At 70.4% G+C, this 26,902-nt stretch carries 21 protein-coding genes, 1 tRNA gene and 1 pseudogene; 9 read left to right on the top strand and 14 right to left on the bottom strand.

Annotated elements, in window-relative coordinates; all coding sequences use genetic code 11:
• Positions 1-33: 33 nt before the first annotated feature.
• Positions 34-1,167: a CaiB/BaiF CoA transferase family protein gene (locus MUN76_RS11445; RefSeq protein WP_244684792.1), complete on the top strand. Its 1,134-nt coding sequence runs from the start codon at positions 34-36 to the stop codon at positions 1,165-1,167.
• Positions 1,168-1,227: 60 nt separating this feature from the next.
• On the opposite strand, the gene MUN76_RS11440 is transcribed toward MUN76_RS11445, so the two are convergent.
• The 4 genes from MUN76_RS11440 to MUN76_RS11425 all read right to left on the bottom strand — a co-directional run bounded on the left by MUN76_RS11440 (position 1,228) and on the right by MUN76_RS11425 (position 5,241).
• Positions 1,228-2,112 carry an HpcH/HpaI aldolase/citrate lyase family protein gene (locus tag MUN76_RS11440; protein ID WP_244684790.1) on the bottom strand — a complete coding sequence of 295 codons (885 nt, stop codon included), beginning with the start codon at positions 2,110-2,112 and terminating at the stop codon, positions 1,228-1,230.
• Between the two features lie 10 nt (positions 2,113-2,122).
• A complete protein-coding gene (locus MUN76_RS11435; protein ID WP_244684788.1) occupies positions 2,123-3,016 on the bottom strand; it encodes a cytochrome b/b6 domain-containing protein in 894 nt (297 codons plus the stop codon).
• Between the two features lie 463 nt (positions 3,017-3,479).
• Positions 3,480-4,433, bottom strand: coding sequence for an electron transfer flavoprotein subunit alpha/FixB family protein (locus MUN76_RS11430; RefSeq protein WP_244684787.1), 954 nt, complete (start codon positions 4,431-4,433; stop codon positions 3,480-3,482).
• A gap of 31 nt (positions 4,434-4,464) precedes the next feature.
• Positions 4,465-5,241, bottom strand: a complete 777-nt coding sequence (locus tag MUN76_RS11425) for an electron transfer flavoprotein subunit beta/FixA family protein (RefSeq protein ID WP_244684785.1) — start codon at positions 5,239-5,241, stop codon at positions 4,465-4,467.
• Between the two features lie 263 nt (positions 5,242-5,504).
• Here MUN76_RS11425 and MUN76_RS11420 point away from each other — a divergent pair, with 263 nt between their 5' ends.
• The gene (locus tag MUN76_RS11420) at positions 5,505-6,389 is read left to right on the top strand and encodes an HTD2 family dehydratase (RefSeq protein WP_244684783.1); all 885 of its coding nucleotides are present in this window, start codon (positions 5,505-5,507) and stop codon (positions 6,387-6,389) included.
• Positions 6,390-6,561: 172 nt separating this feature from the next.
• Here MUN76_RS11420 and MUN76_RS11415 read toward each other — a convergent pair.
• A tRNA-Tyr gene (locus MUN76_RS11415) sits at positions 6,562-6,646 on the bottom strand.
• A gap of 101 nt (positions 6,647-6,747) precedes the next feature.
• Between MUN76_RS11415 and MUN76_RS11410 the strand changes: the two genes are divergently transcribed.
• Positions 6,748-7,212, top strand: a complete 465-nt coding sequence (locus MUN76_RS11410) for a GNAT family N-acetyltransferase (RefSeq protein WP_244684781.1) — start codon at positions 6,748-6,750, stop codon at positions 7,210-7,212.
• A 39-nt stretch (positions 7,213-7,251) separates the two neighbouring features.
• On the opposite strand, the gene MUN76_RS11405 is transcribed toward MUN76_RS11410, so the two are convergent.
• The 5 genes from MUN76_RS11405 to MUN76_RS11385 all read right to left on the bottom strand — a co-directional run bounded on the left by MUN76_RS11405 (position 7,252) and on the right by MUN76_RS11385 (position 14,718).
• Positions 7,252-11,073 (bottom strand): proline dehydrogenase family protein, encoded by a 3,822-nt coding sequence (locus MUN76_RS11405; protein WP_244684779.1) that lies wholly within the window; start codon positions 11,071-11,073, stop codon positions 7,252-7,254.
• A 79-nt stretch (positions 11,074-11,152) separates the two neighbouring features.
• Entirely contained in the window at positions 11,153-11,944 is a 792-nt protein-coding gene (locus MUN76_RS11400; RefSeq protein ID WP_244684777.1) for an ABC transporter ATP-binding protein, read from the bottom strand.
• 2 nt (positions 11,945-11,946) lie between these two features.
• Complete coding sequence (locus tag MUN76_RS11395; RefSeq protein ID WP_244684775.1) at positions 11,947-12,966, bottom strand: ABC transporter permease; 1,020 nt, start codon at positions 12,964-12,966, stop codon at positions 11,947-11,949.
• Between the two features lie 31 nt (positions 12,967-12,997).
• Positions 12,998-14,002 (bottom strand): ABC transporter substrate-binding protein, encoded by a 1,005-nt coding sequence (locus MUN76_RS11390; RefSeq protein WP_244684773.1) that lies wholly within the window; start codon positions 14,000-14,002, stop codon positions 12,998-13,000.
• Between the two features lie 158 nt (positions 14,003-14,160).
• On the bottom strand, positions 14,161-14,718 hold the full coding sequence (locus MUN76_RS11385) for a YbhB/YbcL family Raf kinase inhibitor-like protein (protein ID WP_244684771.1): 558 nt from the start codon (positions 14,716-14,718) through the stop codon (positions 14,161-14,163).
• Positions 14,719-14,897: 179 nt separating this feature from the next.
• On the opposite strand from MUN76_RS11385, the gene MUN76_RS11380 reads away from it, so the two are divergent.
• Entirely contained in the window at positions 14,898-15,719 is an 822-nt protein-coding gene (locus MUN76_RS11380; protein ID WP_244684769.1) for a FadR/GntR family transcriptional regulator, read from the top strand.
• 41 nt (positions 15,720-15,760) lie between these two features.
• Here MUN76_RS11380 and MUN76_RS11375 read toward each other — a convergent pair whose 3' ends face one another.
• Positions 15,761-16,597 (bottom strand): MerR family transcriptional regulator, encoded by an 837-nt coding sequence (locus tag MUN76_RS11375; protein WP_244684767.1) that lies wholly within the window; start codon positions 16,595-16,597, stop codon positions 15,761-15,763.
• A gap of 110 nt (positions 16,598-16,707) precedes the next feature.
• Here MUN76_RS11375 and MUN76_RS11370 point away from each other — a divergent pair, with 110 nt between their 5' ends.
• Together MUN76_RS11370 and MUN76_RS11365 are read left to right on the top strand one after the other, a co-directional pair.
• The gene (locus MUN76_RS11370; RefSeq protein WP_244684765.1) at positions 16,708-17,652 is read left to right on the top strand and encodes a tRNA uridine(34) hydroxylase; all 945 of its coding nucleotides are present in this window, start codon (positions 16,708-16,710) and stop codon (positions 17,650-17,652) included.
• Between the two features lie 49 nt (positions 17,653-17,701).
• Positions 17,702-18,652, top strand: coding sequence for a hypothetical protein (locus MUN76_RS11365; protein ID WP_244684763.1), 951 nt, complete (start codon positions 17,702-17,704; stop codon positions 18,650-18,652).
• Here the strand turns inward: MUN76_RS11365 and MUN76_RS11360 are convergent.
• Complete coding sequence (locus MUN76_RS11360) at positions 18,639-20,621, bottom strand: M13 family metallopeptidase (RefSeq protein ID WP_244684761.1); 1,983 nt, start codon at positions 20,619-20,621, stop codon at positions 18,639-18,641. The two genes, MUN76_RS11365 and MUN76_RS11360, sit on opposite strands and share 14 nt — an antisense overlap.
• A gap of 131 nt (positions 20,622-20,752) precedes the next feature.
• Between MUN76_RS11360 and MUN76_RS15645 the strand changes: the two are divergent.
• Both MUN76_RS15645 and MUN76_RS11355 read left to right on the top strand, forming a co-directional pair.
• Positions 20,753-20,920 (top strand): annotated as a pseudogene (locus tag MUN76_RS15645) (MATE family efflux transporter); the annotation flags it as partial.
• Between the two features lie 98 nt (positions 20,921-21,018).
• Positions 21,019-21,996, top strand: a complete 978-nt coding sequence (locus tag MUN76_RS11355; RefSeq protein ID WP_429952669.1) for an MATE family efflux transporter — start codon at positions 21,019-21,021, stop codon at positions 21,994-21,996.
• A gap of 157 nt (positions 21,997-22,153) precedes the next feature.
• Here the strand turns inward: MUN76_RS11355 and MUN76_RS11350 are convergent, their stop codons facing one another.
• Both MUN76_RS11350 and MUN76_RS11345 read right to left on the bottom strand, forming a co-directional pair.
• Positions 22,154-23,716: an alpha/beta hydrolase gene (locus MUN76_RS11350; protein WP_244684759.1), complete on the bottom strand. Its 1,563-nt coding sequence runs from the start codon at positions 23,714-23,716 to the stop codon at positions 22,154-22,156.
• Positions 23,717-23,780: 64 nt separating this feature from the next.
• Positions 23,781-25,403, bottom strand: coding sequence for an alpha/beta hydrolase (locus MUN76_RS11345; RefSeq protein WP_244684757.1), 1,623 nt, complete (start codon positions 25,401-25,403; stop codon positions 23,781-23,783).
• A gap of 99 nt (positions 25,404-25,502) precedes the next feature.
• Here MUN76_RS11345 and MUN76_RS11340 point away from each other — a divergent pair, with 99 nt between their 5' ends.
• Positions 25,503-26,813: an MFS transporter gene (locus MUN76_RS11340; RefSeq protein WP_244684755.1), complete on the top strand. Its 1,311-nt coding sequence runs from the start codon at positions 25,503-25,505 to the stop codon at positions 26,811-26,813.
• Positions 26,814-26,902: the final 89 nt, after the last annotated feature.

Raw genomic sequence — 26,902 nt, 5'->3', positions numbered from 1 at the left:
CGCGTACTCGAGAGAACGACGAAAGAGGAGACAGTGACAGGACTCCCCCTTGAGGGCATCACCGTGGTTTCGATCGAGCAGGCTGTCGCGGCGCCGTTCGCGACGCGACAACTCGCCGATCTCGGTGCTCGAGTCATCAAGATCGAGCGCGAAGCGGGCGATTTCGCCCGCGCGTACGACACGACGGTCGGCGGCGAGGCGAGCTACTTCGTGTGGCTCAATCGTGGCAAAGAATCCGTGGTGATGGATCTCAAGTCGGAGCGAGACCAGAGCCTGCTCCGTTCACTGCTCGCTCACGCCGATGTGTTCGTCGAGAACTTGGCCCCCGGTGCGGTGGAGCGACTCGGCTTCACTCCCGAGGTGCTTGAACAGATCAACCCGCGGCTCATCAGCGTCTCCGTCTCAGGGTTCGGCTCAGGCGGACCTCACGAGCGCAAGAAGGCCTACGACCTGATCATCCAGTGCGAAGCCGGCATGCTCTCGGTCACCGGCGGGCCGGAGGCTCCTGCGAAGGTGGGGGTGTCGATTGCCGACATTTCGGCGGGCATGTACGCCTATTCGGGCGTACTCGCGGCCCTCATCCAACGCGGCCGCACTGGCACGGGATCACGCATCGAGGTGAGCATGCTCGAAGCGCTCGGCGAGTGGATGCAGCAGACCTATCTGTACGCCGAGTACTCCGGAGCCGCCCCGAAGCGATCCGGGGCGTCGCACGCGAGCATCGCTCCGTATGGCCCGTTCCGAGCCTCCGACGGAGTGGTCTTCCTCGGCCTGCAGAACGAGCGCGAGTGGGCTCAATTCTGCGATCGGGTGCTGGAGCAGCCCGAACTCACGGAGCACCCCGACTATGCGAGCAATTCCCTGCGCGTCGCCAATGGCGCAGCGCTCTCCCAGCTCATCGAGCACCGCCTGGGCGAACGCACCGTCGCAGAGGTGCAGTGGCTCCTCGACAACGTCGGAATCGCCAACGCGCAGATGCGCACCATGGCCGAATTCTCCGCCCATCCGCAGCTCGCTGCCCGCGATCGCTGGCGCACGATCAAGACGCCCTCGGGAGAAGCGCGTGTTGCGCTCCCTCCCGTCACCTTCGGCGACGAACCCCCGATGGGCGACGTCCCCGCGCTGGGCGAGCACACCGAACGCATCTTCGCCGAGTTCGGGAGCTGAGCGGGTTCAACCCCGACGGCACGACATCGGCGAGCGCGATGCTCGGTCCATCAGGTGCGCTCAGCGCGCCTGCGCGATGATGCGCGCGGCCCGGTCGCGGACGGGCTTGTCGACCATCTGCCCGTCGATCTGCACGGCACCATCTGCCGTTGCCGCAGCCGCCATGACACGCTGCGCCCACGCGATCCGCTCGGCGCTCGGCAGAAACCCCGAGTGGATCGCCGGAATCTGCGCCGGATGTATGCTCAACTGAGCGGCGGCGCCCAGGCCTCGCAGTCTCGCCGACTCGAGTGCGACGGCCTCGAGGTCGTCGATCTCGAACGGCGGGGATGCAATGGGCCCGGCGAGGCCGGCACGCCGAGATTCGATCACCAGCTGCGCGTACACCCAGTCAACCGTCGCAGAGGCGATCTCAGCATCGAGATCGAACGACAGATCGGCAGCACCGACTGCGAAGCGGGTCAGGCCCGGCACCGCCGCAAGCTCACGCGCGGCAACCACGCCGGCAGCGCTCTCGATGAGCGCGATCACGTCGGCGGGGTGTTCTGCGCCGTGCCCGGCGCCGTTCCCATTGCCCCTCTCAGTGCGCAGCAGCGCATCGACGACACGGCTCACATCATCCGCGCGCTCCGCCTTCGGCACCAGGACACCGGCCACCGACGCACGCGCACGCGGTGACAAGCCCGCGATCGCCGAGAGGTCGCGCTCGAACCAAACGGAATCAGCTGCGTTGATCCGCACGTGCGCCGGCCGGGCGAGGCCCGCGTGCAGCGCGGCGAGCAAGTGGTCGAGCGCGCTGTCCTTCTCTTCGACGGAGACCGCATCTTCCAGGTCGATGATCACCGCGTCGGCGGCGCTCCCGAGCGCTTTGGCGTAGCGATCCGGCCGAGAAGCCGGCACGAAGAGGAAGGAGACTGCGGCGGCTGCGGTATCGGGTCGACTCATCTGGTGCTCTCTAACGTTCGCTTACTCGACCGAACGCGCTCGCGATCGGTGCCAGGATCAGGGGTCTCGCGGCCCACGTCGCGGCCGCGGCGACAAGCAAGCCCCCGGCGAACCACAGGAAGCCGATCCAATTCACAGCGTCGGTGCCCGCGAACATGTGGTTCAGGTTGCGCAGTGCCCCGGTGGCCAGCACGAGGGTCACGTGCACGACGACGAACACCGTGAAGAACAGCATGACCGGGAAGTGGATCGCCCGTGCGATCGGGGCCGGGTACATCGCGTTCAGACGGTCGGCGTCCTTGGGCCACCACTCGCTCATCCGCACGCCAGAGATCGCGGCGAGCGGCGCTGCGACGAACACGACGGTGAAGTACATGAGCTGCTGCAGGCTGTTGTAATTCACCCAGCCGTTCTCGGTGGGCCACTCGAGTGTGAGGTACTGCAGCATCGCGCTCAGCGCATTCGGGAATACCTCCCAGCTCGTCGGCACGATCCGCGCCCAGTGCCCGCTCACGAAGAGCAGCACGACGAAGATCACACCGTTCAGCAGCCACAACACGTCGATGCTCGTGTGCAGCCACAAGTAGATACTGATCTTCTTGCCGCCGCGCTTCGGGGTGAAGAAGGCCGGTGGCTTCTGCTGGTGTCGCACCTGCAGCCCGGTGCGCACGATCAGCACCATGAAGAAGAAGTTGAGATAGTGGCTCCACCTCGCCCATGCGGGGAAGCCGGGCTCCGGATGCCAGGGTGACTCGTATTCCCCGGGGAAGCGACGCAGAACATCGGGCACCCCCGGCAGGGTCGTGACGCCGCGCGCTGCGAGCACGATGATCCCCATCGTGCAGAGCGCACCGAACGCCCAGATCACTCCGCGGCGCACGAGCTGCGCGCGGGTGCGCGCCACCGGAGTCTCTGCTGGCGCTGGCGTCGGCTCCAGTGCTGGCTTCGGTAGCGCGGCCGGCTCCGTCGTCAATATCGGCGACAGCTCCGGCGTTTCCACTGGTCCCGTTGCCGATTCCGCTGGCGCCGAGGAGGGGCTCGGCGTCGGTTCTGTGGTGCCGCGCGGCCCGCTGGGGGCGTCTGGCGCGACAGCCGCCTCCGCTGATGCGATCGATGCTCCAGCAACGAGCGGCCCAGCGCCCTCCGGCGGCCAGGGTGCGCCCCCGACCACGCGGGGCAGGCCGCGGCGCAGTGGCGTGTCAGGCGTCGTACGCGGCGCCTGCATCGCGGCCATCGCAACTGGCGCGGCCACCGCAGGAGGAACCTGAGCGGGCGCCGGATCGGCACCCCGCTCACCGGGGGGCCAGGGCTCGCCCCCGACCACACGCGGCAGTCCGCGGCGCAGCACCTGCAGTTCGCTGCTCACGTCACGCCCTCAGCTTCTCGATCTCGGCGACGAGCCTCGGCACCACCGTGTGCACGTCTCCCACGATCCCGAAATCGGCGATGTCGAAGATGGGCGCGTCTCGATCGGTGTTGATCGCGACGATGAACTTCGATGTCTGCATGCCCGCCCGGTGCTGCACCGCCCCCGAGATGCCGAGCGCGATGTAGAGCTGCGGCGCGACGGAGACACCCGTCTGACCCACCTGGGTGCTCTGCGGCACCCAGCCCGCATCCACCGCGGCGCGCGAGGCACCGAGGGCCGCTCCGAGCGCGTCCGCGAGCTGTTCCGCCGTGGAGAACTGATCCTTCGATCCCAGGCCGCGGCCACCGGAGACCACGGTGCGCGCGCCGCGCAACTCGGGCCGGGATCCGCCGGTATCGATCGGTTCGGACGACAGCACCTCGACCACGCGCCGATCGCTCAGCGGCACCTCAAGCGCTTCGCCGACCAGCGGCTGCGATCCGGCCCGCGCCTCGATGACCCCTTGGCGCACGGTGATGACCGGGGCACTGTGCGTGACGGCGGAAGTCACCGAGTACGCGCCGCCGTAGGCGGCATGCGACGCGGTGACGCCCTCGGCATCCCGGCTCACCCCCACGGCATCGACGATGAGCCCGGCGTGCGTGCGAGCCGCAAAACGAGCGGCGGCCTCTCGCCCATCGACCGAGTGCGACACGAGCACCGCCTCTGCCCGCACGCGCCTTGCCGCAGCGTCGAGGGCGTCGACCTCGACCGTTGCCGCCGGTGCCTGGAGTACGGCGGTCGCTCCCATCGCGGCGAGTTGCTCTGCAACCTCGGGGTCTTCCCCGCACACCACGGCGATCGGAGTTCCGATCGCCGCCGCCGCGCCGAAGAGCGCTGCCATTGCCGGCACCGGCTTCCCGTCGAGTGCGAGCTCGGTGAGCACGAGGATGGCGTCTGTCGAGTGTTCCATGATGCGTCTCTCTGATCCTGATCTGCGCGGTCTAGACGAGTCGGTTCTCGGCGAGATATGCAGCGAGCTGTTCGACCACCCCGTCCCCGTCAGCGAGGGTGACTCCCGCGGCACGCGGCGGCCGTTCGGAGATCGCCGTCATGATGGTCCGAGCGGGCGTCATGTCGGTGGCGTCGATGCCGAGATCCATGAGGCTCAGCACCGTCAACGGCTTCTTCTTCGCGGCCATGATGCCCTTGAAGTTCGGGAATCGTGCGTCGGGCAGCTGCTCAGTAATGGAAATGATCGCAGGAAGGGTCGCGGCCACTGCAGTCCTCGCAGTGTCACTCACCCGGGTTCCGGTCACCCGGTCGGCTGCGATCGCAACGGACTCGAGGTTTGTGATGACCGGCACCTCGAGCAACTCGGCCAGCATCGACGCCAGCATGCCCGCAGCGCCGTCGGTCGACTGGTTGCCGGCGATCACGAGGTCGAAACCCTCCGCACGCAGCACGGCGGCGATCGTTTCTGCGGTGAGCCCGAGATCCGCGCCCAGCAAATCTTCACTCACCACCTGCACCGCCGAACCGGCCCCCATTGCCAACAGTTTTCGCAGATTCGTGGCGGCACCCTCCGGCGCGACACTCAGCACCACGATCTCGACGCCTTCGGCGGTGTCCGCGTGCGACAGAGCGACTTCGAGCGCGCGCTCGCAAATCTCGTCGATGACGGCATCCGAAGCGCCCCGGTCTGCAAGTCCCGTCTCAAGGTTGAGCTTGCGCTCCGCGTAGGTGTCGGGCACTTCCTTCACCAGCACCACGATCTTCACCGATGTGTCCTTTCGTCCGAGGCGAGATCCGCTCACTCGCCGAACACCTGCCGCAACCACCAAGTTGGGAGGGTCTTCCTTGCGCCTAATATATAATATATTCTATCCTCGTACAAGCCGGACGATCCCGGGCGTGCGCTCACCCGGCTGCCCTGGACAGCCGGAAGAGCGATCACGAACCCACGCCACACTTCATCCACGCATCGTCGGAAGCCACGTGCACTGCACTTCCCACGGCCCGACTCACTCACCGAGGAGAACTCATGTCCGAACAGTCGGCCCCCACCCCGACCTACACCGAGTGGATCGGTCGCACCGAGACCGTCAGCGACGTTGCCTCACGCTCCGCTGCGATCGGCCTCGCCTCAGTGCTCGACCGCCCGCTCGACGCAGCCGAGACGGACCGATCCGAACTCCTCCCCACGGGCCACTGGCTGCAGTTCACGCCGACCGCTCCCATGAACGAGCTGGGCGCCGACGGCCACCCCAAGCTCGGAGCATTCATGCCGCCGCTCGATCTCCCCCGACGCATGTGGGCAGGAAGCAAGCTCGAGTACCACTCCCCCATCACGGTGGGGCAGACGCTCGATCGCGTCACCACGATCGAATCGATTACCCCGAAAACAGGGTCGTCCGGACGGCTCTGCTTCGTGGTACTGCGTCACGATGTACAGGCCGACGGCGTGCAGGCACTGACTGAGCGCCAGTCCATCGTGTATCGCGAACCAGCCGTGCTCGATCCCGAACAGCCCTCACGGCAGCGCCCGCCGCGTGTCAGCATCGGGGCGCCCGAGGGATGGGACTGGGTCCTCTCGCAGCAGCCGCTCGAGGCCACACTCTTCCGGTACTCGGCACTCACCTTCAACGCGCACCGCATCCACTACGACCTGCCATACGCGACGCGCGAAGAGGGTTACCCCGGCCTGGTGGTGCACGGGCCACTGCTCGCGACCTACCTCGTCGAGGGCTTCCTGCACACGCACCCCGGCGCACATGTTTCGGCATTCGAGTTCAGCGCGCGTGCGCCCATCTTCTGCGGCGAGCAGATCCACGTCGTCGGCCGCGCTGCCGATGACACGAGCGAGGAACTCGCGATCATCGCTCCCGACGGCGGTACGGCGCTCACCGCCCGCCTGAGCTACCGATAGCTCCCACCGCTCCGCGCGGCCGTCGCTCCTGAGGAGTGCCCACCCACAGGGGTGACGGCCGGGCGGTATCTCTCGACACTGAATGCTGACATCAGGTCGCCACGCACATAGCGAGCCCAACGCACAAGACCCCGACTCCGCTGATCTCTCAACGGTGCCGGGGTCTTCTTGCTGGTGGCGGGTGAGGGATTCGAACCCCCGTAGGCGTTGCCAGCTGATTTACAGTCAGCCCCCTTTGGCCGCTCGGGTAACCCGCCGTTGGCCACACATAGCGCAACCAGAGATCAACTGTACCGTCTCACCCGCGCGGAACGGAAATCGAGCACACGAAGGCGCGACCGCGTGGCAAAATCGAAGGATGCGTGCACTCCCCGCCGAGATCAGCCTCCGCCGCGCCGACGGCTTCGACGCCGTGCCGCCGCAGACGTTCTACCGGATCGCGAAGCTCCGCCAGGAGATCTTCGTGATCGAGCAGGACTGCGTCTACCTCGACCTCGACGGCCGCGATCTCGAGCCGAGCACCATCCAGGTGTGGGCCGAGACCGACGACGGCCGCATCGCCTCGTCCGTCCGGATCCTGAACGAGGACGCCGCAGAGCCCGGCCTCCGCAGCATCGGCCGCGTCGTCACCGCACCGATCTGGCGCGGACGCGGGATCGCCGCGGCCGTGCTCCGCGACGCCATCGCGGCCTGCGACGGTCACCCGATCCTCATCCACGCCCAGTCCCATCTCGCCGAGTGGTACGGCCGCTTCGGGTTCGCCCCGAGCGGCCCGGGGTTCCTGGAGGACGGGATCCCGCACACCCCCATGCGCATCGGCTGAGCCGGGATCCGAGATCCAGCGCCGGATCCGACGCGCACCCTACTCGGCGAGCAGCTCGTCGAGCCCCGGCACCTCGACCGCGAGCCCGTGGCGGTGCGCCCGCGCCGACACCGACTGCTCGCGCAGCAGCGTCAGCAGCTCGACCGGCCCGGCCATCGTGACCGGCTCGGCCCACAGCGCCTCGCGGTCGAGCCCGCCCATCCACTCGGCGACCCGCACGCGGTCGCCCCCGATGAGCCGCACGCGCTCGGCCACCACGCCGTCGGCGCCCTTCGGCCCCGAGACGGCGATCCGCGCCATCCAGTCGTCGTCGCGCTCAAGCGACACCTCGATCCCCTGGCTCGCGAGAAAGGCCGAGACCTCGCTCGGCAGCACCTCGCCGGTCGACACCGACACCGGCGCCCGCACCAGCAGCGCGGCGGCGAGGACCCGCAGCAGCGCCGCGACCGGTTCGCGCTCGGCGAGCCGGATGTGCGTGGGCACGGGCCAGTAGCGCATGACGTTGCGCTCGATCCCGAGCCCCACGGTGTCGCGGACGACACCGAACGCGGTGCGCCAGGCGAGCGCGTCCGAGAGGGTCGCTCGCCGCAGAGCGTCGAACTCCTCGTACGCGAGTTGATTCTGCGCCGTCTCGATGAGCCGCTGCACCTCGGGATCGAGCCCGCGCAGATGCAGGGTCTCGCTGCGGGTGCCCTCACGCGGCCGCCAGGAGCCGAGCGCCAGCAGCCAGTTGGGCCCGCCCGACAGCGTCGGCAACCCCATCACGGCGTCGTTCCAGCCGCCCCCGGGCTGGCGCTCGATGCGCGCCTCGGTCGTGGGGCGGTTCACCGACAAGGACGCCGCCTCGACCGTGTCGAGCCAGGCGAGGATCTCGTCGGCGTCCGTCGCGAAGAGTCCTGCGACGGCACCGCTCTCGGGTGCGTTCTGCAGACGGACGCCCTCGGTCAGCGTGTGCGCGTGGAGGATCCCGATGACGGGCACACCGCGGCACTCCTCCCAGAACGGCGAGTCGGGCGCGACCCCGGTGCGCACCCCGGGACTCCAGAGCCGCCCCTCCTCGTCGAGCTGCTCGGGTTGCACGAGCCACTCCTCGCCGCGATGCAGAGTGGTGAGCGCCCGCAACCCGGCCTCGCTCGGCGGCACCGGCAGCGGACCGAGGTCGGTGGCCAGGGCGTCGGTGTCACCGGGTCGGGAGGTGTCGCCCACCCGCAGGGCCCGCACCGCATCGGCGAGCCCCTCGCGGAGACGTCGGGAGCGCGCCGCACCCGCCACCAGCACGAGCGCGTCGACCGCGCGCGGGTGGGACCCCGCGGCGCGGAAAGCGGAGCGGACGATGCTCGGGATCGCGCTCCCGATGTCGGCGGACGGGGACACGAGCACCGATCCACGCACGCGGAAGTGCCCCTCGATCCGCAGGTCCGGTCGCCGTCGCGCGAGGTCGCGCGCCTCGGCTCGGTCACCGAGCACCACGGCGCGGTCGATGTTCTCGTCAGCCGCGAGCGCGCCCAGGGTGCGACCGGCGAACACGGTCTCGAGGCGCACGGCGCCCGCGGTGATCCCGCCGACCTCCCACTCCTCGACCAGCACAGCAGCTGATCGGTGCAGCCGCTGCGGCACGACCCACAGCACCCCGCTGCCCGCGGCGAGGCCGGCGAGCACCGCGTCCGCCTGCGCCGACAGTGCGGTGACGGCGTCGGCCACGACCATCACGAGCCGGTCGGGCACGAAAGTCGCGCCGCGCACAGCCGCGAGCCCCTCGGCGAGCTGGCCGCAGTACCGACCCGCATCGACGATGTCGTTGATCTCGGCGTCGAGCTCGGCGATCGGCGCCCCGGTGTCGACCGCGAGGGCCTGCAGGAGCCGGTCGCGGGCGGCGACAACCGCGAGCGCCCCGCGGCGCAGCCGGACCGCGCGGATGCGGTGGGGCTGGGCGGCCCACTGCTCCCCCGCCGTGCGCGCGACCTGGGCCACGGCTGCGGCGTCGAGGTCCGCGGGCGAGAGCGCCACGGTCTCGTTCGCGAGGTCGCGCTCCTCGGTCCGCTGCGCCGCGCGCTCCAACAGGCCTCGCGCCCACTCGCGGTTCTCCGCGGTGCTCGCGTCGGTTTCGGGCTCTGCGGCGAATCCGGAGCCGGAGACGGCGGGGATCGCCTTCGGCGGGGCGAGCTCCCCGAGGCGCAGGTCGCCGGTCGAGCCACGACTCAGTCCGAGCACCGCGGCGGTGAGGCCGCCCGTCTCGAAGCGCGCCGGTTCGTCGGGTGCGCGGTAGAAGAGGGCGCTGTCGCGCTCGGTCGGATCCCATTCCCGGGCACGACGCTGCGTGCGGTGCGAGGTGGGGGCGTCCTGCTCGGCGGCGATCGCGGCGGCGGCGAAGAGTGCGCGCTCCGCGGCTTCGGCGCCGGATCCGGATCCCGCGGCGGTGGGCTCGGCATCGGTGCCCTCGGCATCGGTGCCCTCGGCGTCGGTGTCCTCGGCGCCGGTGTCCTCGGGGCCAGTGCTCGATGGCTCGGCGCCAGTGCTCGATGGCTCGGCGCCGGTGCTCGATGACTCGGCGAGCATCGCCTCCAGCCGCGAGACGGCCGAATCCGGATCCGCGGCCTCGGCGGCGATCCGGACGAGCGTGTCCACGGCGCCCGCGAACTCCTGCGGCGAGATGACCGGCAGCGCGATCCGGATCTCGCTACCCTCCGCGGCGAGCACCCGATCGAGGCCCGGGGCGACGCCGCTGCGCAGCTGCAGCGACACCAGTTCCGCAATATCGCGATCCGCGGCGAGTTCCACGGCGGCAGCGAGCACCCGGACGTCCTCGCTCGCGATCACCGGGCGCAGCACGGCGGCGCGACCGGGGTGCAGCGCCAGGTCGACGAGTCGAAGCAGTTGCGCGGTGACGTCGCAGCGATCCTCGAGCACCGGCACGGCGAGTCCGCTCTGGATCGAGGCGATGCGCTCGGCACCGGCGACCCCCGAGACGCCGATGACGACCTCGACCGGGGCGCCGCCGTCCGCGACGCGCCGCTGCGCCCAGCGGCTGAGCCGATCATAGAACTCCCGCGACTCGGGCAGCTCGGCGAGGATCCGGGTGCCGATCCGCACCCGGTCGAACTCCGCGTCGGCGAGGGCGTGCACGAGCACGTCCGGGACGACCCGCGCCCAGCGCACGCTGGTCGGTTCGAGGTGGATCGTGGTGTCGTGCTCCGCTGCGGCCGCGAGGATCGGCCGGAGCGCGGTCGCGGCTCGGGTCACGTCGAGATCAGCGGACCAGTCGCTGCCGCCGGGGGCGATGCGGGCGGGGTCGACGACCAGGTGCTTGACGGCGGGGTGCGAGGCGAGTGCCGCGAGGCGCGTCGCCTCCGCGAGCGCGCCCGCGGGGCCGTGCACCTCGTCGCCGAGCGGCACCACGACGGGCACCGCACCGGCCTCGGTGTGCTCGCGGAGCGCCTCGGTGAGCACACCGAGGCGGCCGGGGGTGGCGCCGGTCGGGAGTTTCGCGGCGAGCACCAGGTGCGAGACCCGATCCCGCAGCCAGCGGCGCGCGACCGGCATCACGGCCCAGGGCAGCCCGAGCGACGCCACACCACCCGCGCGCACCGCGAGGCGATCCCGCACCGGCATCGCGGCGGGCACCTCCTGCGCCATCTCGCGCAGCCCCATCGCGGAGGTGAAGGCGTCTTGCGTGCCGGCGACGAGCTCGATCAGCCGGCGCGTGAACTCGAAGCTCTCGGGATCCCGCTGCATGCCCCCGAGCATCTCGGCCGCGGAGACGTCGCCGCGACGCACCGACTCGAGCCAGGCGCTCGCGCGGCGCTCACTCGGCGCGGCCAACGCGCGCCAGACCGAATCCGAAGCAGTGGGTTCGTCAGCCATGAGCCCACTGTATGGCGGCCTTCTGGCAGTTGCCGGGAGGCGCGCACGGTTCCCGGAGTCTGCTGGGCGAGGCCGCGAGCTACGTCAGCAGCGCGCGGTCGTCGAGCTGGGCTCCCTTGATCTTGGCGAACTCCTCCAGCAGCCCCGCCACGGTGAGCTGCTGCTTGCGCGCCTCATCGGCCTCGAACACGATGCGCCCCTCGTGCATCATGATCAGGCGATTGCCGAGCCGCAGCGCCTGCTCCATGTTGTGCGTCACCATGAGCGTCGTGAGCCCGCCCTGGGTCACGATGCGGTCCGTGAGCTCCGTCACGAGCGCCGCCCGCTGCGGATCGAGCGCGGCGGTGTGCTCGTCGAGCAGCAGGATGCTCGGGTGCGTGAACCCGGCCATGAGCAGGGAGAGCGCCTGGCGCTGCCCACCCGAGAGCAGGCCGACCTTCGCCGTGAGACGGTGCTCGAGGCCGAGCTCCAGGGCCGTGAGCTCCTCTCGGAACCGATCCCGCAGCGCACGGGTGAGCGCGAGCCCGAGCCCGCGCGGCTTCCCGCGGCGCACCGCCAGCGCAAGGTTCTGCTCGATCGTGAGGTCGGGCGCGGTGCCGGCCATCGGATCCTGGAACACCCGGCCGACGTACGCGGCCCGCTGGTACTCCTTGAGCTTGTTGACGCGCTTGCCGTCGATCTCGATGCTGCCCGAGTCGACGCTGTAGCGGCCGGAGATGGCGTTGAGCAGCGTGGACTTGCCCGCGCCGTTCGAGCCGATCACGGTGACGAAGTCGCCCTCGTTCAGGCTCAGGCTGAGGCCCGCGAGTGCGCGGCGCTCGTTGACCGTGCCCGGGAAGAAGGTCTTGTCGATGGAGTCGATCACCAGCATGGTTACCGCCCTGGGGTCTCGGTGGAAGCGGGGGCCGCGGCGGCGGGTGCCATGGAGCTCGAGGCTGCTGCGGTGGCGAGTGCCGGATCTGGAGCCGACGGATCCGCTCCGCGCGGCGCACGGCCGCCCCGGTTGCGGAGTGACGGCACACGCTTCAGGAACCCCCAGCGGGGCAGCAGCAGCGCGAGCACGACGAGCACGGCCGTCACCAGCTTCATGTCGTTCGGGTCGAGGCCGACGCGCATGGCGAAGAAGATGATGAGGCGGTAGAGCACCGCGCCGAAGACGACCGCGAAGCTCGCGATCCAGATGAACCGGGATCCGAAGACCGCCTGGCCGAGGATCACGGAGGCGAGGCCGACGAGGATGAGGCCGATGCCCATGCTGATGTCGGCGAAGCCCTGGTACTGGGCGACGAACGCGCCGCAGAGGGCGACGAGCCCGTTGGAGAGGGCGAGGGTCAGGATCGTGGTGCGGTCGGTGCTCACGCCGAAGCTCCGGATCATCGGGCCGTTGTCACCCGTCGCCTGGATCGCGAGGCCCAGGCTGGTCGACAGGAACCAGTCGACGACGAACTTGAAGAGGAGGACGACAGCCGCGATGATCGCGACCCCGGACCACGTCCCCAGCAGGTCGGCATCGCGGAGCGGGGTGAAGACGGTGTCGGCGCGGAGCAGCGGCAGATTCGCGGCGACCGCGGATCCCTCTTTCGCCGTGCCCATGATCCGCAGGTTGATCGACCACAGCGCGATCATGGTCAGGATCCCGGCCAGCAGGCCATCGATCTTGCCCTTCGTGTGCAGCAGCCCGGTGATGACACCGGCGACGAGCCCCGCCCCGCCACCCGCGAGGGTGGCGAGGACAGGACTGTGACCGTTCGTGATCAGCGCAGCCGCGACGGCGGCCCCGGTGGTGAAGCTGCCGTCGACCGTGAGGTCGGGGAAGTTCAGCACTTTGAAGGTGAGGTAGACCCCGAGGGCCATCACCCCGTAGATGAGCCCGAGCTCGAGTGCGCCGATCATGTGGTGTCGTTTCTCTCAGTGGTGGGTCGCGCTACTCGATGATCTCGGCCTGGGAGAGGATCTCCTCGGGCACCGTGACGCCCATGCGCTCGGCCGCAGCGGGGTTCACGACGTACGTGAACTCGCTCGCGAACTCGACGGGGGTGGTCGCGGGATCCGCGCCCTCGATGATCTTGATGGCCATCTCGCCGGTCTGCTTGCCGAGCGTCTCGTAGTCGATGCCGAGCGTCGCGATCGCGCCGCCCTCGACGGTGCCCGACTCGGCGCCGATCACGGGGATCTGCTTGGTCTCGGCGACCTGGATCAGCGAGGAGATGCCGGCGACGACCATGTTGTCGGTCGGCACGTAGATCGCGTCGACGTCACCCAGCGCCTCGGTGGCGTTGGCGATGTCATTGGCGGTGGTCACGGTCTTCGTGACGATCTCGATGTCGAGATCCTTCGCAGCCTCCTCGGCCGCCTTGACCTGCACCTCGGAGTTGACCTCGCCCGAGGCGTAGACGATGCCGACCTTCTTGGCGTCGGGCACGATCTCCTGGAGCAGGGCGAGTTGGTCGGCGAGCGGGGCCATGTCGCTCGTGCCGGTCACGTTCGCGCCCGGCTCCTCGTCGGACTCGACGAGCTCGGCCGAGACGGCGTCGGTGACGGCCGTGAAGAGGACCGGCTTGTCGGTGATGGCCTGCGCGGCGGCCTGGGCTGCCGGGGTCGCGACCGCGAGCACGAGGTCGAGATCGATCGACGCGAAGTTCTGCGCGATGGTGACGGCGGTGGCCTGCTCGCCGTTGGCGTTCTGCTCGTCGAAGTTCACGGTCTCGCCCTCGACGTACCCTGCGTCGATGAAGGCCTGCTTGAAGCCCTCGGTCGCCGCGTCGAGCGCCGGGTGCTGCACGAGCTGGCTGATCCCGATGTTGACCGTCTCCGCGGAGGCGTCACCGCCCGAGTCCTCGCTCGACGAGGAGCAGGCGGAGAGGGTGAGCGCGGCGGCGGCGGTGAGGCTCAGCAGCGTGAGCGCGCGGCGAGACGAGGACTGTCGCATGACTATCGGATCCTTCTGGGAGGTGGATCACCCGAGCGCGTCGAGTGAACGAACGAAAACGGCGCCGCACGACGCCGTTTCAAGCATCGTAAACCGCCGCGGTTCGGATCACCCAACCGGCGACCGGCACCGCCCCCGCGAGAGGGGGAGGGAGTCCCCTACGCCGCGCCGCCGAACTCGCCCGTGGCGACGATGATCGCGCGCGCCAGCACCGCCTCGCGCATCATGAAGCCGAGGACCGCGGGGGTCGCCTGCGGATCCACGTCGATCCGCTCCACGTCGAGCGCGTGCACGACGAACCAGTAGTGGTGCACGCCCGTGCCCTCGGGCGGCGCCGCACCCGTGAACGCGGGATCCCGCTTCTCGTTGGGCATCGTGATCGCACCCTCGGGCAGCAACGTGCTCCCCGCGCCACCCGCACCGCCCGGAAGCTCGGTGACGGATCCCGGGATGTTCGCGACCGCCCAGTGCCAGAACCCCGACCCGGTCGGGGCATCGGGGTCGAAGCAGGTCACCACGTAGCTGCGCGTGCCCTCGGGTGCGCCCGACCAGCTGAGCTGCGGCGACCGGTTCGCCCCGCCCGCGGCCTCGGCGTAGAGCTCCGCCGGGAGCGGCTCGCCGTCCTGAATATCCGTGCTCGTGAGGGTGAACCCCGGCACCTCCCGCATCCCCGCGTAGGGGTTGATGGCGCCGTGGCTGATCTGGTGCTGCGTCATTGCTCTCCCTGCGTCTCGGCCCACGCACGCCGACGCGCGCTCGCGGTGATCCGCGGGGTCCGTCTGGCCCTCAGCTTAGGGCGCGTGGCACCACGATGCCAGGACTCCGCAAGGTCTCGCCGGATATACTCGGAGATGACGACGGCGTACCTCCACGCCGCATTGGGAGCGGAGTCAGCATGGCATCGACGACCGGCTCGGATCGGGCCCGCGCGACCCTGGCGTACCTGCGCCGCAAGATCACCACCGGCGAGTGGCCGGTCGGCAGCCGGATCCCGATCGAACCCGAACTCGCGGAGCAGACCGGCGTCGGCCGCTCCACGGTGCGCGAGGCGGTGCGGTCGCTCGCGAGCATCGGCATGCTCGAGACACTGCCGGGCCGCGGCACCTTCGTGCGCTCCGCCGCCCCCACGAGCACCCTGCTGAACGAGTTCCTGAGCGACTTCACGCTCGAGGAGATCCTGAGCTATCGCCGCGCGCTCGAGATCGAGGCCGCGCAGCAGGCCGCGATGCACCGCACCGAGGAAGATCTCGTGGCGCTCGAGCAGGCCGCCATCGAAGAGGTCGGCTGCACGCGCTGCCCGGTGCTGGGCTTCGCGGGCGACGCCGACTCCTCGGCGTTCGACAGCAAGTTCCACCGCCTCGTGTTCGACGCCGCGAAGAACCGCCTCCTCGCCGCGCTGTACGCGGGCACGAACGACCGGCTGCGCACCCCCGAGCATCGCGGTCGCCTCGCGAACGTCGCGACCGGCGCCGAGATGGAGCGGGATCACGCCCGCGTGCTCGACGCGATCCGCCGCCAGGACTTCATCGACGCCGTGCACGCGATGGTCAACCACGTGGATCACGACGTGGTCATCGTCAACGATCAGTACGAAGTGGTGCCGCCGCTCACCCGCACCCCCGAGCAGCAGCACCGCATCGACGTCGCGCGCGAGGCCGACGACCAGCGCATCGATCTCGCCCGCGAGGCCGACGAGCCCACGCTCACCCGCAAGTAGGCTCCACCCCGGGGGGGGCATCGGGCTCGGGATCCCGCGGCCTATCCGCGCAGCTCCCGCTCGACGTACACCTCGAGCGCGTCGCGCACGAGCGTCGCCCCGGCGATCCCGCCGTAGTTCGCGGCGAACCGCTCGTCGGCGACGTACATCTCGCCGAGGCCGCGCAGGTATCCCGCGAGGTCAGCGGTCGGCGTGCCGGGGGTGGCGGTGAGCCACGCGACGTGGCGGGCGGCGAGCTCCTGCGCGGCCGGGGATCCGGGATCCTCGCCGTGCTCAGCGGCCTCGATCCAGTCGCGGTTGAGGGCCGCGAGCCGCGCCTGCCAGTCGGAGCGCTCCGCGTCGTCGAGGGATCGCCACCAGCGGTCCCCCTGCGCGTAGGCGTCCGCACCCCAGCGCGCCTCCACCTCCTCGCGATGCTCGGTGTGGTCGAATCCGGCGAACATGTCCTGTGCCATGAGGTCTTCTCCTTCAGTGATGTGTGCGGGTTCGGGATCGGCCCCCGCCGAGCGGCGGAGGGCGCCGATCGTGCGCTCGACGGCGCCGATCTGCAGCGCGATGCGATCCCGCTCGCGATGCAGCAGCTCGAGGTGGTGCGCGAGGATCGCGACCTCCGCGAGTTCCGGCCCGTTCGAGGCCGCGCGATCCGATCCGGCCTGCCGATCCTGCGCCGCGAGCACCTGCCCGATCGCGTCGAGCCCGAGCCCGAGCTCACGGAGCAGCAGCACCCGCTGCAACCGAACGAGCGCCCGATCGTCGTAGTACCGATACCCGTTGCTCCCGATCCGGCTGGGAGCGACGAGCCCCAGCCTGTCGTAATGGCGCAGCGTGCGAGACGTCGTTCCGGCGGCCTTCGCGACCTCCTGGATCGAGCGTTCCATGCGCGCCCCCTTCTCCACCGGCCGGGACGATCCCGACCGCATGATCCACGATAAACATTGACGTTAGGTCAAGGTCAAGCACCTCGCAGCACGGCGCGTACGATGGTCAGGTGTCCGAGCCCAAGATCCTGCTGTACTACGCCTTCGCCCCGATCCCCGACCCCGAGGCGGTGCGTCTCTGGCAGACCGAGCTCTGCCGGTCGCTCGGCCTGCGCGGGCGGATCATCATCTCGAGGCACGGCATCAACGGCACCGTCGGCGGGGAGCTCGACGCGTGCAAGCAGTACCTGCGCCGCACCCGGGCCCACCCGGCATTCGCGGACCTCGACGTGAAGTGGAGCGCGGGCACCGGGTTCGAACCCGACGCGGCCGAGCCCCTGCACGGCATCGACCGCCGGGCTCCCTGGCGGCGGATCACCGACTTCCCGAGGCTCAGCGTGAAGGTGCGCGACGAGCTCGTGGCATTCGGGATCCCCGACGAGACGGTCGTCGACGCCAACGGGGTGGTCGGGGGCGGTGAGCACTTGTCGCCGGAGGCGGTCAACGAGCTCGTCGCGGAGCGGGGCGACGACGTCGTCTTCTTCGATGGGCGGAACGCCTGGGAGGCCGAGATCGGACGCTTCGCGGGCGCCGTGGTGCCGGACGTGCAGACGACGCACGGGTTCATCGAGCAGATCGAGAGCGGGGCGTTCGACGACATCAAGGACCGCCCGGTCGTCACCTACTGCACCGGCGGCATCCGCTGCGAGATCCTGTCGGCCGCCATGCGCAAGCGGGGCTTCAGTGAGGTCTACCAGCTCGACGGCGGGGTCGTCCGCTACGGCGAGGCGTTCGGCAACGATGGGCTCTGGGAGGGATCCCTCGCCGTGTTCGACGGCCGGGAGTCGCTGGAGTTCGCGCCCGGCGCGGCCGTGATCGGGACCTGCGCGGCGTGCCAAGCGCCCTCCTCACTCCTGGCCGACTGCACCGTCGACGACTGCGCGGCGCGGTTCGTGGTCTGCACCGCGCACCGCGGCACCCCGTGCGCTGAGCATGCCGGAGCCTCCGCGCGCTGAGCGCAAGCCCTCGAGAGATCCCAGGTCGTTCCCTTACGCTGCTCGTGTGATGCCTGAAGATCCACGGACCGTGCCGGTTCCTGCGCCCGAGCCGGTGCCGGACCTGGCGCAGACCGCGCCCGCAGCGGCCCCCGCGCCTGTTGCGATCCCGACCATCCTCACGACGTCGACGCCGCCCGCGCCCGCGGACCCCGCCCTGCCCTGGCTCGATCGCGCCGTCGACCGCGTGCTCTCGATCCAGCGTCCGATCGTCGTCGCCCACCTCCGCCGCGTCGCCGCGAAGCACCGCACGGCCACCCCCGTCGCGCTCACCCGTGCACTGGAGACCCGGTACATCGCCGCGGTCACGGCGGGCGGCAGCGCCGTCGGAGCGACCGCGGCCGTGCCCGCCGTCGGCACCGTCGCGGCCCTCGCGCTCGCGAGCGCCGAGACCGTCGGGTTCCTCGAGGCGACGGCGCTGTACGCGCACTCGCTGGCGGAGGTGCACGGCATCACCCTGGAGAATCCGGATCGGGCGCGCGCGATCATCCTCACGCTGCTGCTCGGGGACGAGGGGCTGACGCTCCTCCGGCAGGTCACCTCGCAGGCCAAGGGCGGCGCGAGCCGGTCGACCTTCTGGGGCGAGTTCGTCGGCTCGGTCCTGCCTCGGCAGATGCTCGCGCCGCTGGTGGATCAGCTCAAGGGCATGTTCCTGCGCAAGGTCGCCACGACCGGGAGCGCCTCGGTCATCGGCAAGGCGATCCCGTACGGCGTCGGCGCCGTGATCGGCGGCGTCGGCAACTACGTGCTCGCGCGCCGCGTCGTGGCGCGATCCCGCACCGCCTTCGGGCCGCCTCCGCTCGTGCTCCCCGCGGAACTCACCGCGCCGCGGGTGACCGCGATCGAAGCCGGCGAGCCGAGCCCGTCAGAGCTGGCGAACCCGGCCGGTCAGCCGGACCAGCCCGACCGGCCGACCCGTCGCCGCATCTTCCGCCGAACGTCGCGGGCTACCAGATCCTGACGCGCTGCTCGGGCTCCAGCCACAGCCGGTCGCCCGGCTTCGTGTCGTACGCCTCGTGGAACGCGTCGAGGTTCGCGACGATCTGGTTGCAGCGGAACTCGTTCGGCGAGTGCGGATCGATCGTGAGCAGCCGCACGGTTTCGGCGGGGCGCGACTTCTGCTGCCAGGCCTGCGCCCACGACAGGAAGAAGCGCTCCGCACCGGTGAGTCCGTCGATCACCGGCGGCTCGGCGCCGTCGAGCGACCGGAGGTACGCGCGCCAGGCGATTGCGAGGCCGCCGAGGTCGCCGATGTTCTCGCCGATCGTGAGCTCGCCGTTGACCGTCTGCCCGTCCGCGCCCTCCGGCGAGAGAGCGTTGTACTGGCCGATGAGCGCGCCCGTGCGCTCCTCGAACGCGGTGCGATCCGCCTCGGTCCACCAGTCGGTGAGCTTGCCGTCGCCGTCGTAGCGGGATCCCTGGTCGTCGAAGCCGTGGCCGATCTCGTGACCGATCACGGCGCCGATGGCCCCGAAGTTCGCGGCCGCGTCGACGCGCTTGTCGAAGAACGGCGGCTGCAGGATCGCCGCGGGGAACACGATCTCGTTGAAGCCGGGGTTGTAGTAGGCGTTGACGGTCTGCGGGGTCATGAACCACTCGTCGCGGTCGATCGGCTTGCCGACCTTGCCGAGCTCGCGGGTGAACTCGTACTCCGCGACCTGGCGCGAGTTGCCCACGAGGTCGCCCGAGTCGACGGTGATCGCGGAGTAGTCGCGCCACTTCACCGGGTAGCCGATCTTCGGGGTGAAACGGTCGAGCTTCTCGAGCGCACGCACCTTCGTCTCCGGGCTCATCCAGTCGAGCTGCTCGATCGACTCGCGGTACGCCTCGATGAGGTGCTCGACGAGCCCGTCCATGGCCGCCTTCGCGTCCTCATCGAAGTGGCGTTCGACGTACAGCCGCCCCACGGCCTCGCCCATCGATCCCTCGACGAAGGAGACGCCGCGGCGCCAGCGATCCCGCTGCTCCGTCGCACCGGTGAGCGCGGTGCCGTAGAAGTCGAAGTTCGCGCGCGACAGCTCCTGCGAGAGCAGCGCCGCCGAGCTGCGCACGATCGACCACGCGAGCCACGCCTTCCAGGCGTCGAGCTCCTCGGCGACGAGCAGCTTCGCGACCCCCGCCACGGCCTCGGGCTGGCCCACGACGACCTCGGCGAACGCACTCTCGGGGGCGCCCATGGCCGCGAGGTACGCTGACCAGTCGAGCTCGGGCGTGATCTCCTGGAGCCCCGCGAACGTGCGGAGGTTGTAGAGCTTCTGGATGTCGCGGCTCGCGACCTTGTCCCAGTGCGACGCCGCGATCCGGGTCTCGAGGTCGAACGCGAGCTCCGCGAGGCGATCCGCCCCCTCGACGCCCGCGAGCTGGAGCATGCGCGCGATGTGGGCGCGGTACTGCTCGCGCACCTGGGCGAACTGCTCCTCTCGGTAGTAGGACTCGTCGGGCAGACCGATGCCGCCCTGCATCACGAACACGATGTAGCGGGCCGGGTCGCCCGGGTCGTTGTCGACGAACATGCCGGCGAAGCCGCCGAGCCCCTGGCGCTCGAGCTCGCCGACGAGGGCGATCAGCTCGGGGATCGACGTGAGCGCCCGCACGCGCGCGAGATCCTCGGCGATGGGCTCGGCGCCGAGCGCATCGGCGCGCTCCAGGTCCATGAAGCTCGCGTAGAGCGCGGCGACCTTGTCGCCCTCGGAGGCGTCTGCGGCGAGGGGCCCGGGTGCGGGCGCCTCGGTGCCGGTGATGATGTCGCGGACCGCCTCCTCGGCGTTCTCGGCGAGCACCGCGAACGAGCCGTAGCGGGCCTTGTCGGCGGGGATCTCGGTGCGCTCGATCCACTTGCCGTTGACGTGCCGGTAGAGGTCGTCGTGCGGGCGGATCGCGGGGTCGAGTTCGGTGAGGTCGATACCGGAGGTGAGCGCGTCGTGGGTCATGGCCCCAGCCTAGCGATCGCACGGGGTAGCGTGGCAGGGTGAGTGCACAGGCGGCGGGCGAACGGCGGCGGATCGACCGCAGCATCGCCCACCTCGCGATCCCGGCGCTCGGTGCCCTCATCGCCGAACCCATGTTCCTCGTGGTCGACTCGGCTCTCATCGGACACCTCGGTGCGGTGCCGCTCGCGGGTCTCGCCGTCGCGGCCGCGATCCTCCAGACGGCCGTGGGTCTCATGATCTTCCTCGCCTACTCGACGACCCCGATCGTGGCGCGCCGCCGCGGTGCCGGCGATCTCCGAGGCGCCGTGCAGGCCGGGATCGACGGGCTCTGGCTCGCGCTCGGGATCGGCGCCGTCGTGGGGCCGGGCTGTACGCGGCCGGCGCCCCGCTCGTCGCCGTGTTCGGGGTCGCGGCGGACACCGCGGAGCAGGCGACCACCTACCTCACGATCTCGTGCTTCGGGATCCCGGCCATGCTCGTCGTCTTCGCGGCGAGCGGGCTGCTGCGCGGTCTGCAGGACACCCGCACCCCGCTCGCGGTCGCGGTGATCGGCTTCACGGCCAACGCGCTGCTCAACTGGTGGTTCATCTACGGACTCGGGTTCGGGATCGGCGGCAGCGCCTGGGGCACCGTGGTCGCGCAGTGGGGCATGGTGGCCGTGTACGTCGTGGTGATCGTGCGTCACGCCCGGCGGGCGGGCGCCGGGTTCCTCCCCCGCCGCGACGGACTCGGGCACGCCGGTCGGAGCGGCGGCTGGCTCTTCCTCCGCACCGTCGGGCTCCGCGCCGCCCTGCTCGCGACGGTGTTCGCCGCGACGAGCCACGGCACGGCATCGACCGCGGGCTACCAGGTCGTCTTCACGGTGTTCACCACCGCCGCGTTCGCGCTCGATGCCCTGGCCATCGCGGCGCAGGCGCTGATCGGGGACGCGCTCGGATCCCGCGACGCGGCGCGAGCCCGGGCCATCGTGCGGCGCACGGTCACCTGGGGCATCGCGTCCGGGGCGGCGATGGGGGTGCTGCTCGCCCTCGCGAGCCCCGTGATCGGGCGCGTCTTCACGAGCGACGAGGCGGTGCTCGCGATCCTGCCGCCCGCCGTGCTCGTGCTCGGCATCTCGCTGCCGCTCGGCGGGCTCGTGTTTGTGCTCGACGGCGTACTGATGGGTGCCGGCGACGCGCGCTACCTCGCGTGGACGAGCCTCGCGAACCTGGCGGTGTATCTCCCCGTGCTGTGGGCGATCACGGTGCTGGTGCCGAGCGGGACCGCGGCGCTCGTCGCGCTCACCGCCGGATTCACGATCGCGTTCATGCTCGCCCGCGCTGTCACGCTCGGGATCCGGGCGCGCGGCGAGCGCTGGGTCGTGCTCGGGGTCTGAGCCCGGGGTCTGGCCCGGAGTATGAGCCTGCTGCTCGCGCCGGCGAGCCCACCCCACCCTCTCGCCGAGCTGCCATCCCGCTCGCCGAGCTGCCACCCGATTCACGCGAAACCGGTGGCAGCTCGGCGAGGACGTGGCAGCTCAGTGGCTCTGCCGCTCAGTCGTCGGTGCAGACCGTGCCCTTCGGCGGCAGCTCACCCGACAGCAGGTAGTCGGTCGCAACGTCATCGGCGCACGTGGAGCGATTCATGAACGAGGCGCCGTGCCCCGTCCCCTCGAGTGTCAGCAGCCGCGCATTGCCGAGCTCGCTCACGAGCCGTTCCGCCCCCGCGTAGGGCGTCGCATGGTCGCCCGTGATGCCGATGACGAGGATCGGCGCGTCCGGCGACCCGCTGAACGTGTCCGTGATGTCGTCGCCGCTGTTCGGCAGGGCATCGCAGGCCATGCTCACGAGGTCGCGCAGTGAGTCGTCGGTGACGTCCGGTCCCCCGAGGATCGGCGGGATCCCGGTCTCGTCGATGCGCTCGAGGAGGCCCACCAGGTCGGGGTCGGCGGGGAACGAGTGGCACTTCACGATCGTCCCGTCCAGGGTCACCGCGCTGCCGCCCCCGCTCATCTCGGCGGCGAGCGCATCGATGGCGCTCTGGTCGCCCGACACGACCGCCGCCGCGAGTTCGAGCGAGAGCTCGCGCCCCACCTGCCGCTGGTAGAGCGCCGAGATCAGGGAGCTGACGAGGGCGTCGCCCGTCACCTCCGTGCCGTCGCTCGCGATGAGCGGGGCCGCATCGAGCGCGGCGGTGGTCTCGGGGAACGTCTGACTGTCGAGCGGACACGACGAGACCTCGTACCGCGTCCCGCAGTCGTCGAGCAGCGCGTTCAGCTGGTCTGCGATCGCGATCGACTGGTTGAAGTTGCCGATCGGACTCGCCCAGTTGCCGGGCGCCGCACTGTCGAGCACCATGCGCCCGACGCGCTCCGGGAAGAGCGTCGAGTACGTCCCTCCCAGCATCGTGCCGTACGAGTAGCCGACGTAGTGCATCCGGTCGTCGTGCATGAGCGCGCGCAAGAGATCCATGTCGCGCGCCACCTGCGAGGTCCCCATGCTGAGTGCGATCGGGTGCTCGGCCGCGCACGTCGCGAGGTTCACCTCCTTCAGGGTCGAGACGGCGTCGCACTCGACGGGAGTGCTCCGGCCGATGCCGCGCGGATCGAAGCCGAGGATGTCGTACTGCGCGTGGACGTCGTCGAACCCCGGGGTCGTCGTGAGTTGCAGCGCGAGGGACAGCCCGCTCTCGCCGGGCCCACCGGGGTTGCTGAGGAGCGTTCCGATCGGTTCACCGGTCCCGCTCGACGGGATGTGGACCGCCGCGAGCTCGATCGTCTCGTGGCTCGTCGGAGCATTCCAGTCGAGTGGCGCCTCGATCATGGCGCACCGGATCGACTCGATCGGAGCGCCGCGCTCATCGAGGGCGGTCGACAGGGCGTCCCCGAGCCCGAAGTCCTCGCCGCACGCGCCCCACTCGATGGTCTGTGCGTAGACCCCCGGGAACCGTTCGGCCTGCAGTGCACTCTCGGACGCGTCGGGCGCTGTCGCGCATCCGCTGAGCGCCAGTGCCCCTGCGGCGAGCGCCGCCACGACCGCGGCACCCCGCCGAACGACTGCGCGCGAACGCGCCTGAGATGCTTCGAACACCCGTACCTCCACCCCATAGTTGGACATGGTCCATCCTAGTGGACGAGGCACCGACAGAACGGCCGACTCACTCGTCGGTCCCCATGCCGACTCAATCGTCGGTGCAGACGGTTCCCGGCGCGGGCATCGATCCCGACAGCAGGTAGTCGGTGACCGCGTCGTCGACGCAGGTCGACCGACCGGTGTACGACGCCCCGTGTCCCTGGCCATCGAGGGTGAGGAGCGTGGCATCGCCGAGCTCGTCGGTCAGCACCTGGGCGTACTGGAACGGGGTGGCGTGGTCTCCGGTGACCCCGATCACGAGGATCGGGTCGGCCCCGGTCGCGTCGAACGCGTCGGTGATGTCGAGTCCGCTCTCCGGCAGTGCGTAGCAGGACAGGTCGACGAACGGGGCCAGTGTTTCGTCAGTGATCTCCGGGCCACCGAGCAGGCGGGGCATGCCCGTCTGCTCGATGTGCTCCAGCAGGCCCGGCACGTCCGGCTCGATCGGGAAGGAGTGGCAAGAGACGATGTCCATCGCCAGGTCGAGCCCCGATTCATCGCCCGCGAATGCGGACCCGATGCTGTCGATGGCCTCCTGATCGCCGAAGAGCGCCAGTGCGATGGTGTCGAGCGTGCGGCCGCGATCGAAGTGGCTCTGGTAGAGCGCGTCCGAGAGAGTGCTCTGCAGCAGGTAGCCCGGGATCTCGGTGCCGTCGCTCGCGACGAGGGGATCCTCGTCGAGCCGGGCGATCACCCGCAGCAGGCTGTCCTCGTCGACGAAGGGGCAGACCTCGACCTGGTCCTCGTACTCGGTGCGGCACGCCGTGGCGAGCGCCACGGTCGCATTCGAGATCGCCACCTGCTGCTCGAAGTTGTGGATCGGGCTCGCCCACTGCGCATCCTCGGCGCTGTCGAGCACCATCCGCCCGACGCGCTCCGGGAACAGGGTCGCGTAGGTCGCGCCGAGCATGGTGCCGTAAGAGTACCCGAAGAAGTTCAGCCGCTCGTCGTCGCTCAGGTGCCGCAGCAGCTCCATGTCTCGGGCGACCTGCGAGGTGCCCATCGTGTGGGCGATGGGGTTGTCGGCGATGCACGCGCCGAGCTGGACGACGCGGAGCTGGGATCCCGCACCGTCGCAGTCGAGCGGGGTGCTGCGCCCGATCCCGCGCGGGTCGAACCCGAGCAGGTCGTAGTGCTCCAGCACCGCATCGAACCCCGGCGAGAGCGGCATGCCGAGCATGAAGTCGACGCCGGTGGCGCCGGGCCCACCCGGGTTGCCGAGCATCGTGCCGAGGTCGCCGTCGCCCGTCGACGGGATGTGCACCACAGCGAGCTCGATCGTGTCGGGGTTCGACGGGTCGGTCCAGTCGTAGGGTGCGAGGATGTCGGCGCAGGCGATGCCGTCGACGTCGATCCCCCCGTCCGTGAGCGCTTCGGTCATGACCCGATCGAGGCCGTCCCCCTCGCCGCAGTCGCGCCAATCGATCGTCTGCTCGTAGACGGCGGAGAAGTCCCGAACCTGCGCCCCCGCATCGATGGGCGCGGTCTCCACCGCGGCGGGATCCCGAACCTCCCCGGGCAATCCCGGTTCGAGGCCGCAGCCGCTCAGCACCAGTGCCGCAGCCGCGACCGCGGCGACTCCCCCGAACCGTCCGGCCAGGCGCGGCCCCCGCCTCGCCCGATCCCGCGTGCGTCCGGACGCGCCGACGCGAGCCTCTCCGATGTCCTGCATGGAACTCATCGTAGGGCGCGGGGTCGGCGGTGGGCAGCTTCCCGTCCTCCCCCGGCATTGATACGCTGATCCGGTGCCGTGACGAGCGAGAGGGGCATCGTGAATCTGCGCCCTGCGTCCGCGCACGACGCCGTCTCCCGCTGGGTGAACGGCATCCTGCTCATCTTCACGCTGCTCGGGCTCGGCTTCGGCAGCTGGCTGTCCCGACTGCCCGCGGTGCGGGATCACGTCGGCGCGAGCACGTTCGAGATGAGCGTGTACGGGCTCTGCCTCGCGGTGGGATCGCTCGTCGGCCTCATGCTCTCCGGCCGCACGATCTCGAAGCTCGGCTCGCGCCGAGCGCTCGCACTGGGGGTCGTCGCCCAGGCGATCGCCATGCCCCTCGCCACGACGCTGATCTGGAGTGGCGCACTGATCCCGGGCCTCGCGGTGCTCTTCTGCTACGGCTTCGCCTTCAGCACCTCGGACGTGGCGATGAACGTGAGCGGCGCTTCGGCAGAGCGCGCGCTGGGCAAGCCGCGCCTGCCGCTCATGCACGCGGGATTCAGCCTCGGCAGTGTGAGCGCGATGGGGATCGGCGCGCTCGCCGAGATGTGGTCGATCCCCGTACCGGTGCACCTGACCGCGGTGTTCCTCCTCATCGTAGTCGTCGGCGGGTTCTCGCTCCGCTTGATTCCACCGGACTCCGAGACGAGCGGCGCCGATGCGGCGACGCCGGTGACGACGCACTCCGGGCCGATCCCGCTGCCCGTGCCCGCCGAAGCGGCTGCGGCGTCGGCTGCGGCGCACCCGATCCGGCCCCACAGCCCGTGGCGAGATCCCCGCATCCTGCTCGTCGGGCTCATCGCCATGAGCATGAGCCTCGCCGAGGGCACAGCCGCGGACTGGCTGCCGCTCTCCCTCGCCGACGGCCGCGGGCTCGCGAACGAGGTCGGCGCGCTGATGCTCGGGATCTTCTACGTGTCGATGACGGGAACCCGTCTCGTCGGGTCCATGATCCTCAGCCGCTTCGGGCGGGTGCCGGTGCTGCGCGGCGGCGCGATCCTGTGCGGGATCGGCGTGGTGATCGTGATCCTGGCGCCCGTCACCTGGGGCATCGTGATCGGCACGCTCATGTGGGGTGTGGGGTGCGCGCTCGGGTTCCCGGTCGGGATCTCGGCGGCCGCCGACAACCCGAAGACCGCCGTGCGCGACGTCGCCGCGGTCTCGGCGATCGCGTACACGGCGATGCTCGTCGGCCCGATGGCGTTCGGGTTCCTCGGCGAGCACATCGGGTTGCTGACCGCGTTCTGGGCGCTGGTGGGCATCGCGCTGCTCAGCGCATTTGTGGCGGGCGCGGCGCGCGAGCCGAAGCGCGACCCGGAGACAGAGCGCCCCCGCCCGGCTCCCCAGGCTCCACCTGCTGCGTGAGCCCGGCTCCTTGCGTGAGCTGGGCCTCCTTGCGTGAGCTGCGCCTCCTTGCGTGAGCTGGGCCTCCTTGCGTGAGCGATTTCTGGTGA

Origin of the sequence: Leucobacter rhizosphaerae (genome assembly GCF_022919175.1) — a bacterium.
GTDB lineage: Bacteria > Actinomycetota > Actinomycetes > Actinomycetales > Microbacteriaceae > Leucobacter > Leucobacter rhizosphaerae.
This window is presented reverse-complemented; position numbering and strand designations above follow the sequence as displayed.

Coding starts and splice junctions, on each gene's coding strand:
- MUN76_RS11350 (WP_244684759.1), bottom strand. CDS start 23,716: ATGTCCAACTATGGGGTGGAGGTACGGGTGTTCGAAGCATCTCAGGCG.
- MUN76_RS11385 (WP_244684771.1), bottom strand. CDS start 14,718: ATGACGCAGCACCAGATCAGCCACGGCGCCATCAACCCCTACGCGGGG.
- MUN76_RS11345 (WP_244684757.1), bottom strand. CDS start 25,403: ATGCAGGACATCGGAGAGGCTCGCGTCGGCGCGTCCGGACGCACGCGG.
- MUN76_RS11410 (WP_244684781.1), top strand. CDS start 6,748: ATGCGTGCACTCCCCGCCGAGATCAGCCTCCGCCGCGCCGACGGCTTC.
- MUN76_RS11440 (WP_244684790.1), bottom strand. CDS start 2,112: ATGAGTCGACCCGATACCGCAGCCGCCGCAGTCTCCTTCCTCTTCGTG.
- MUN76_RS11405 (WP_244684779.1), bottom strand. CDS start 11,073: ATGGCTGACGAACCCACTGCTTCGGATTCGGTCTGGCGCGCGTTGGCC.
- MUN76_RS11395 (WP_244684775.1), bottom strand. CDS start 12,966: ATGATCGGCGCACTCGAGCTCGGGCTCATCTACGGGGTGATGGCCCTC.
- MUN76_RS11430 (WP_244684787.1), bottom strand. CDS start 4,433: ATGGAACACTCGACAGACGCCATCCTCGTGCTCACCGAGCTCGCACTC.
- MUN76_RS11380 (WP_244684769.1), top strand. CDS start 14,898: ATGGCATCGACGACCGGCTCGGATCGGGCCCGCGCGACCCTGGCGTAC.
- MUN76_RS11400 (WP_244684777.1), bottom strand. CDS start 11,944: ATGCTGGTGATCGACTCCATCGACAAGACCTTCTTCCCGGGCACGGTC.
- MUN76_RS11390 (WP_244684773.1), bottom strand. CDS start 14,002: ATGCGACAGTCCTCGTCTCGCCGCGCGCTCACGCTGCTGAGCCTCACC.
- MUN76_RS11375 (WP_244684767.1), bottom strand. CDS start 16,597: ATGGAACGCTCGATCCAGGAGGTCGCGAAGGCCGCCGGAACGACGTCT.
- MUN76_RS11360 (WP_244684761.1), bottom strand. CDS start 20,621: ATGACCCACGACGCGCTCACCTCCGGTATCGACCTCACCGAACTCGAC.
- MUN76_RS11365 (WP_244684763.1), top strand. CDS start 17,702: ATGCCTGAAGATCCACGGACCGTGCCGGTTCCTGCGCCCGAGCCGGTG.
- MUN76_RS11420 (WP_244684783.1), top strand. CDS start 5,505: ATGTCCGAACAGTCGGCCCCCACCCCGACCTACACCGAGTGGATCGGT.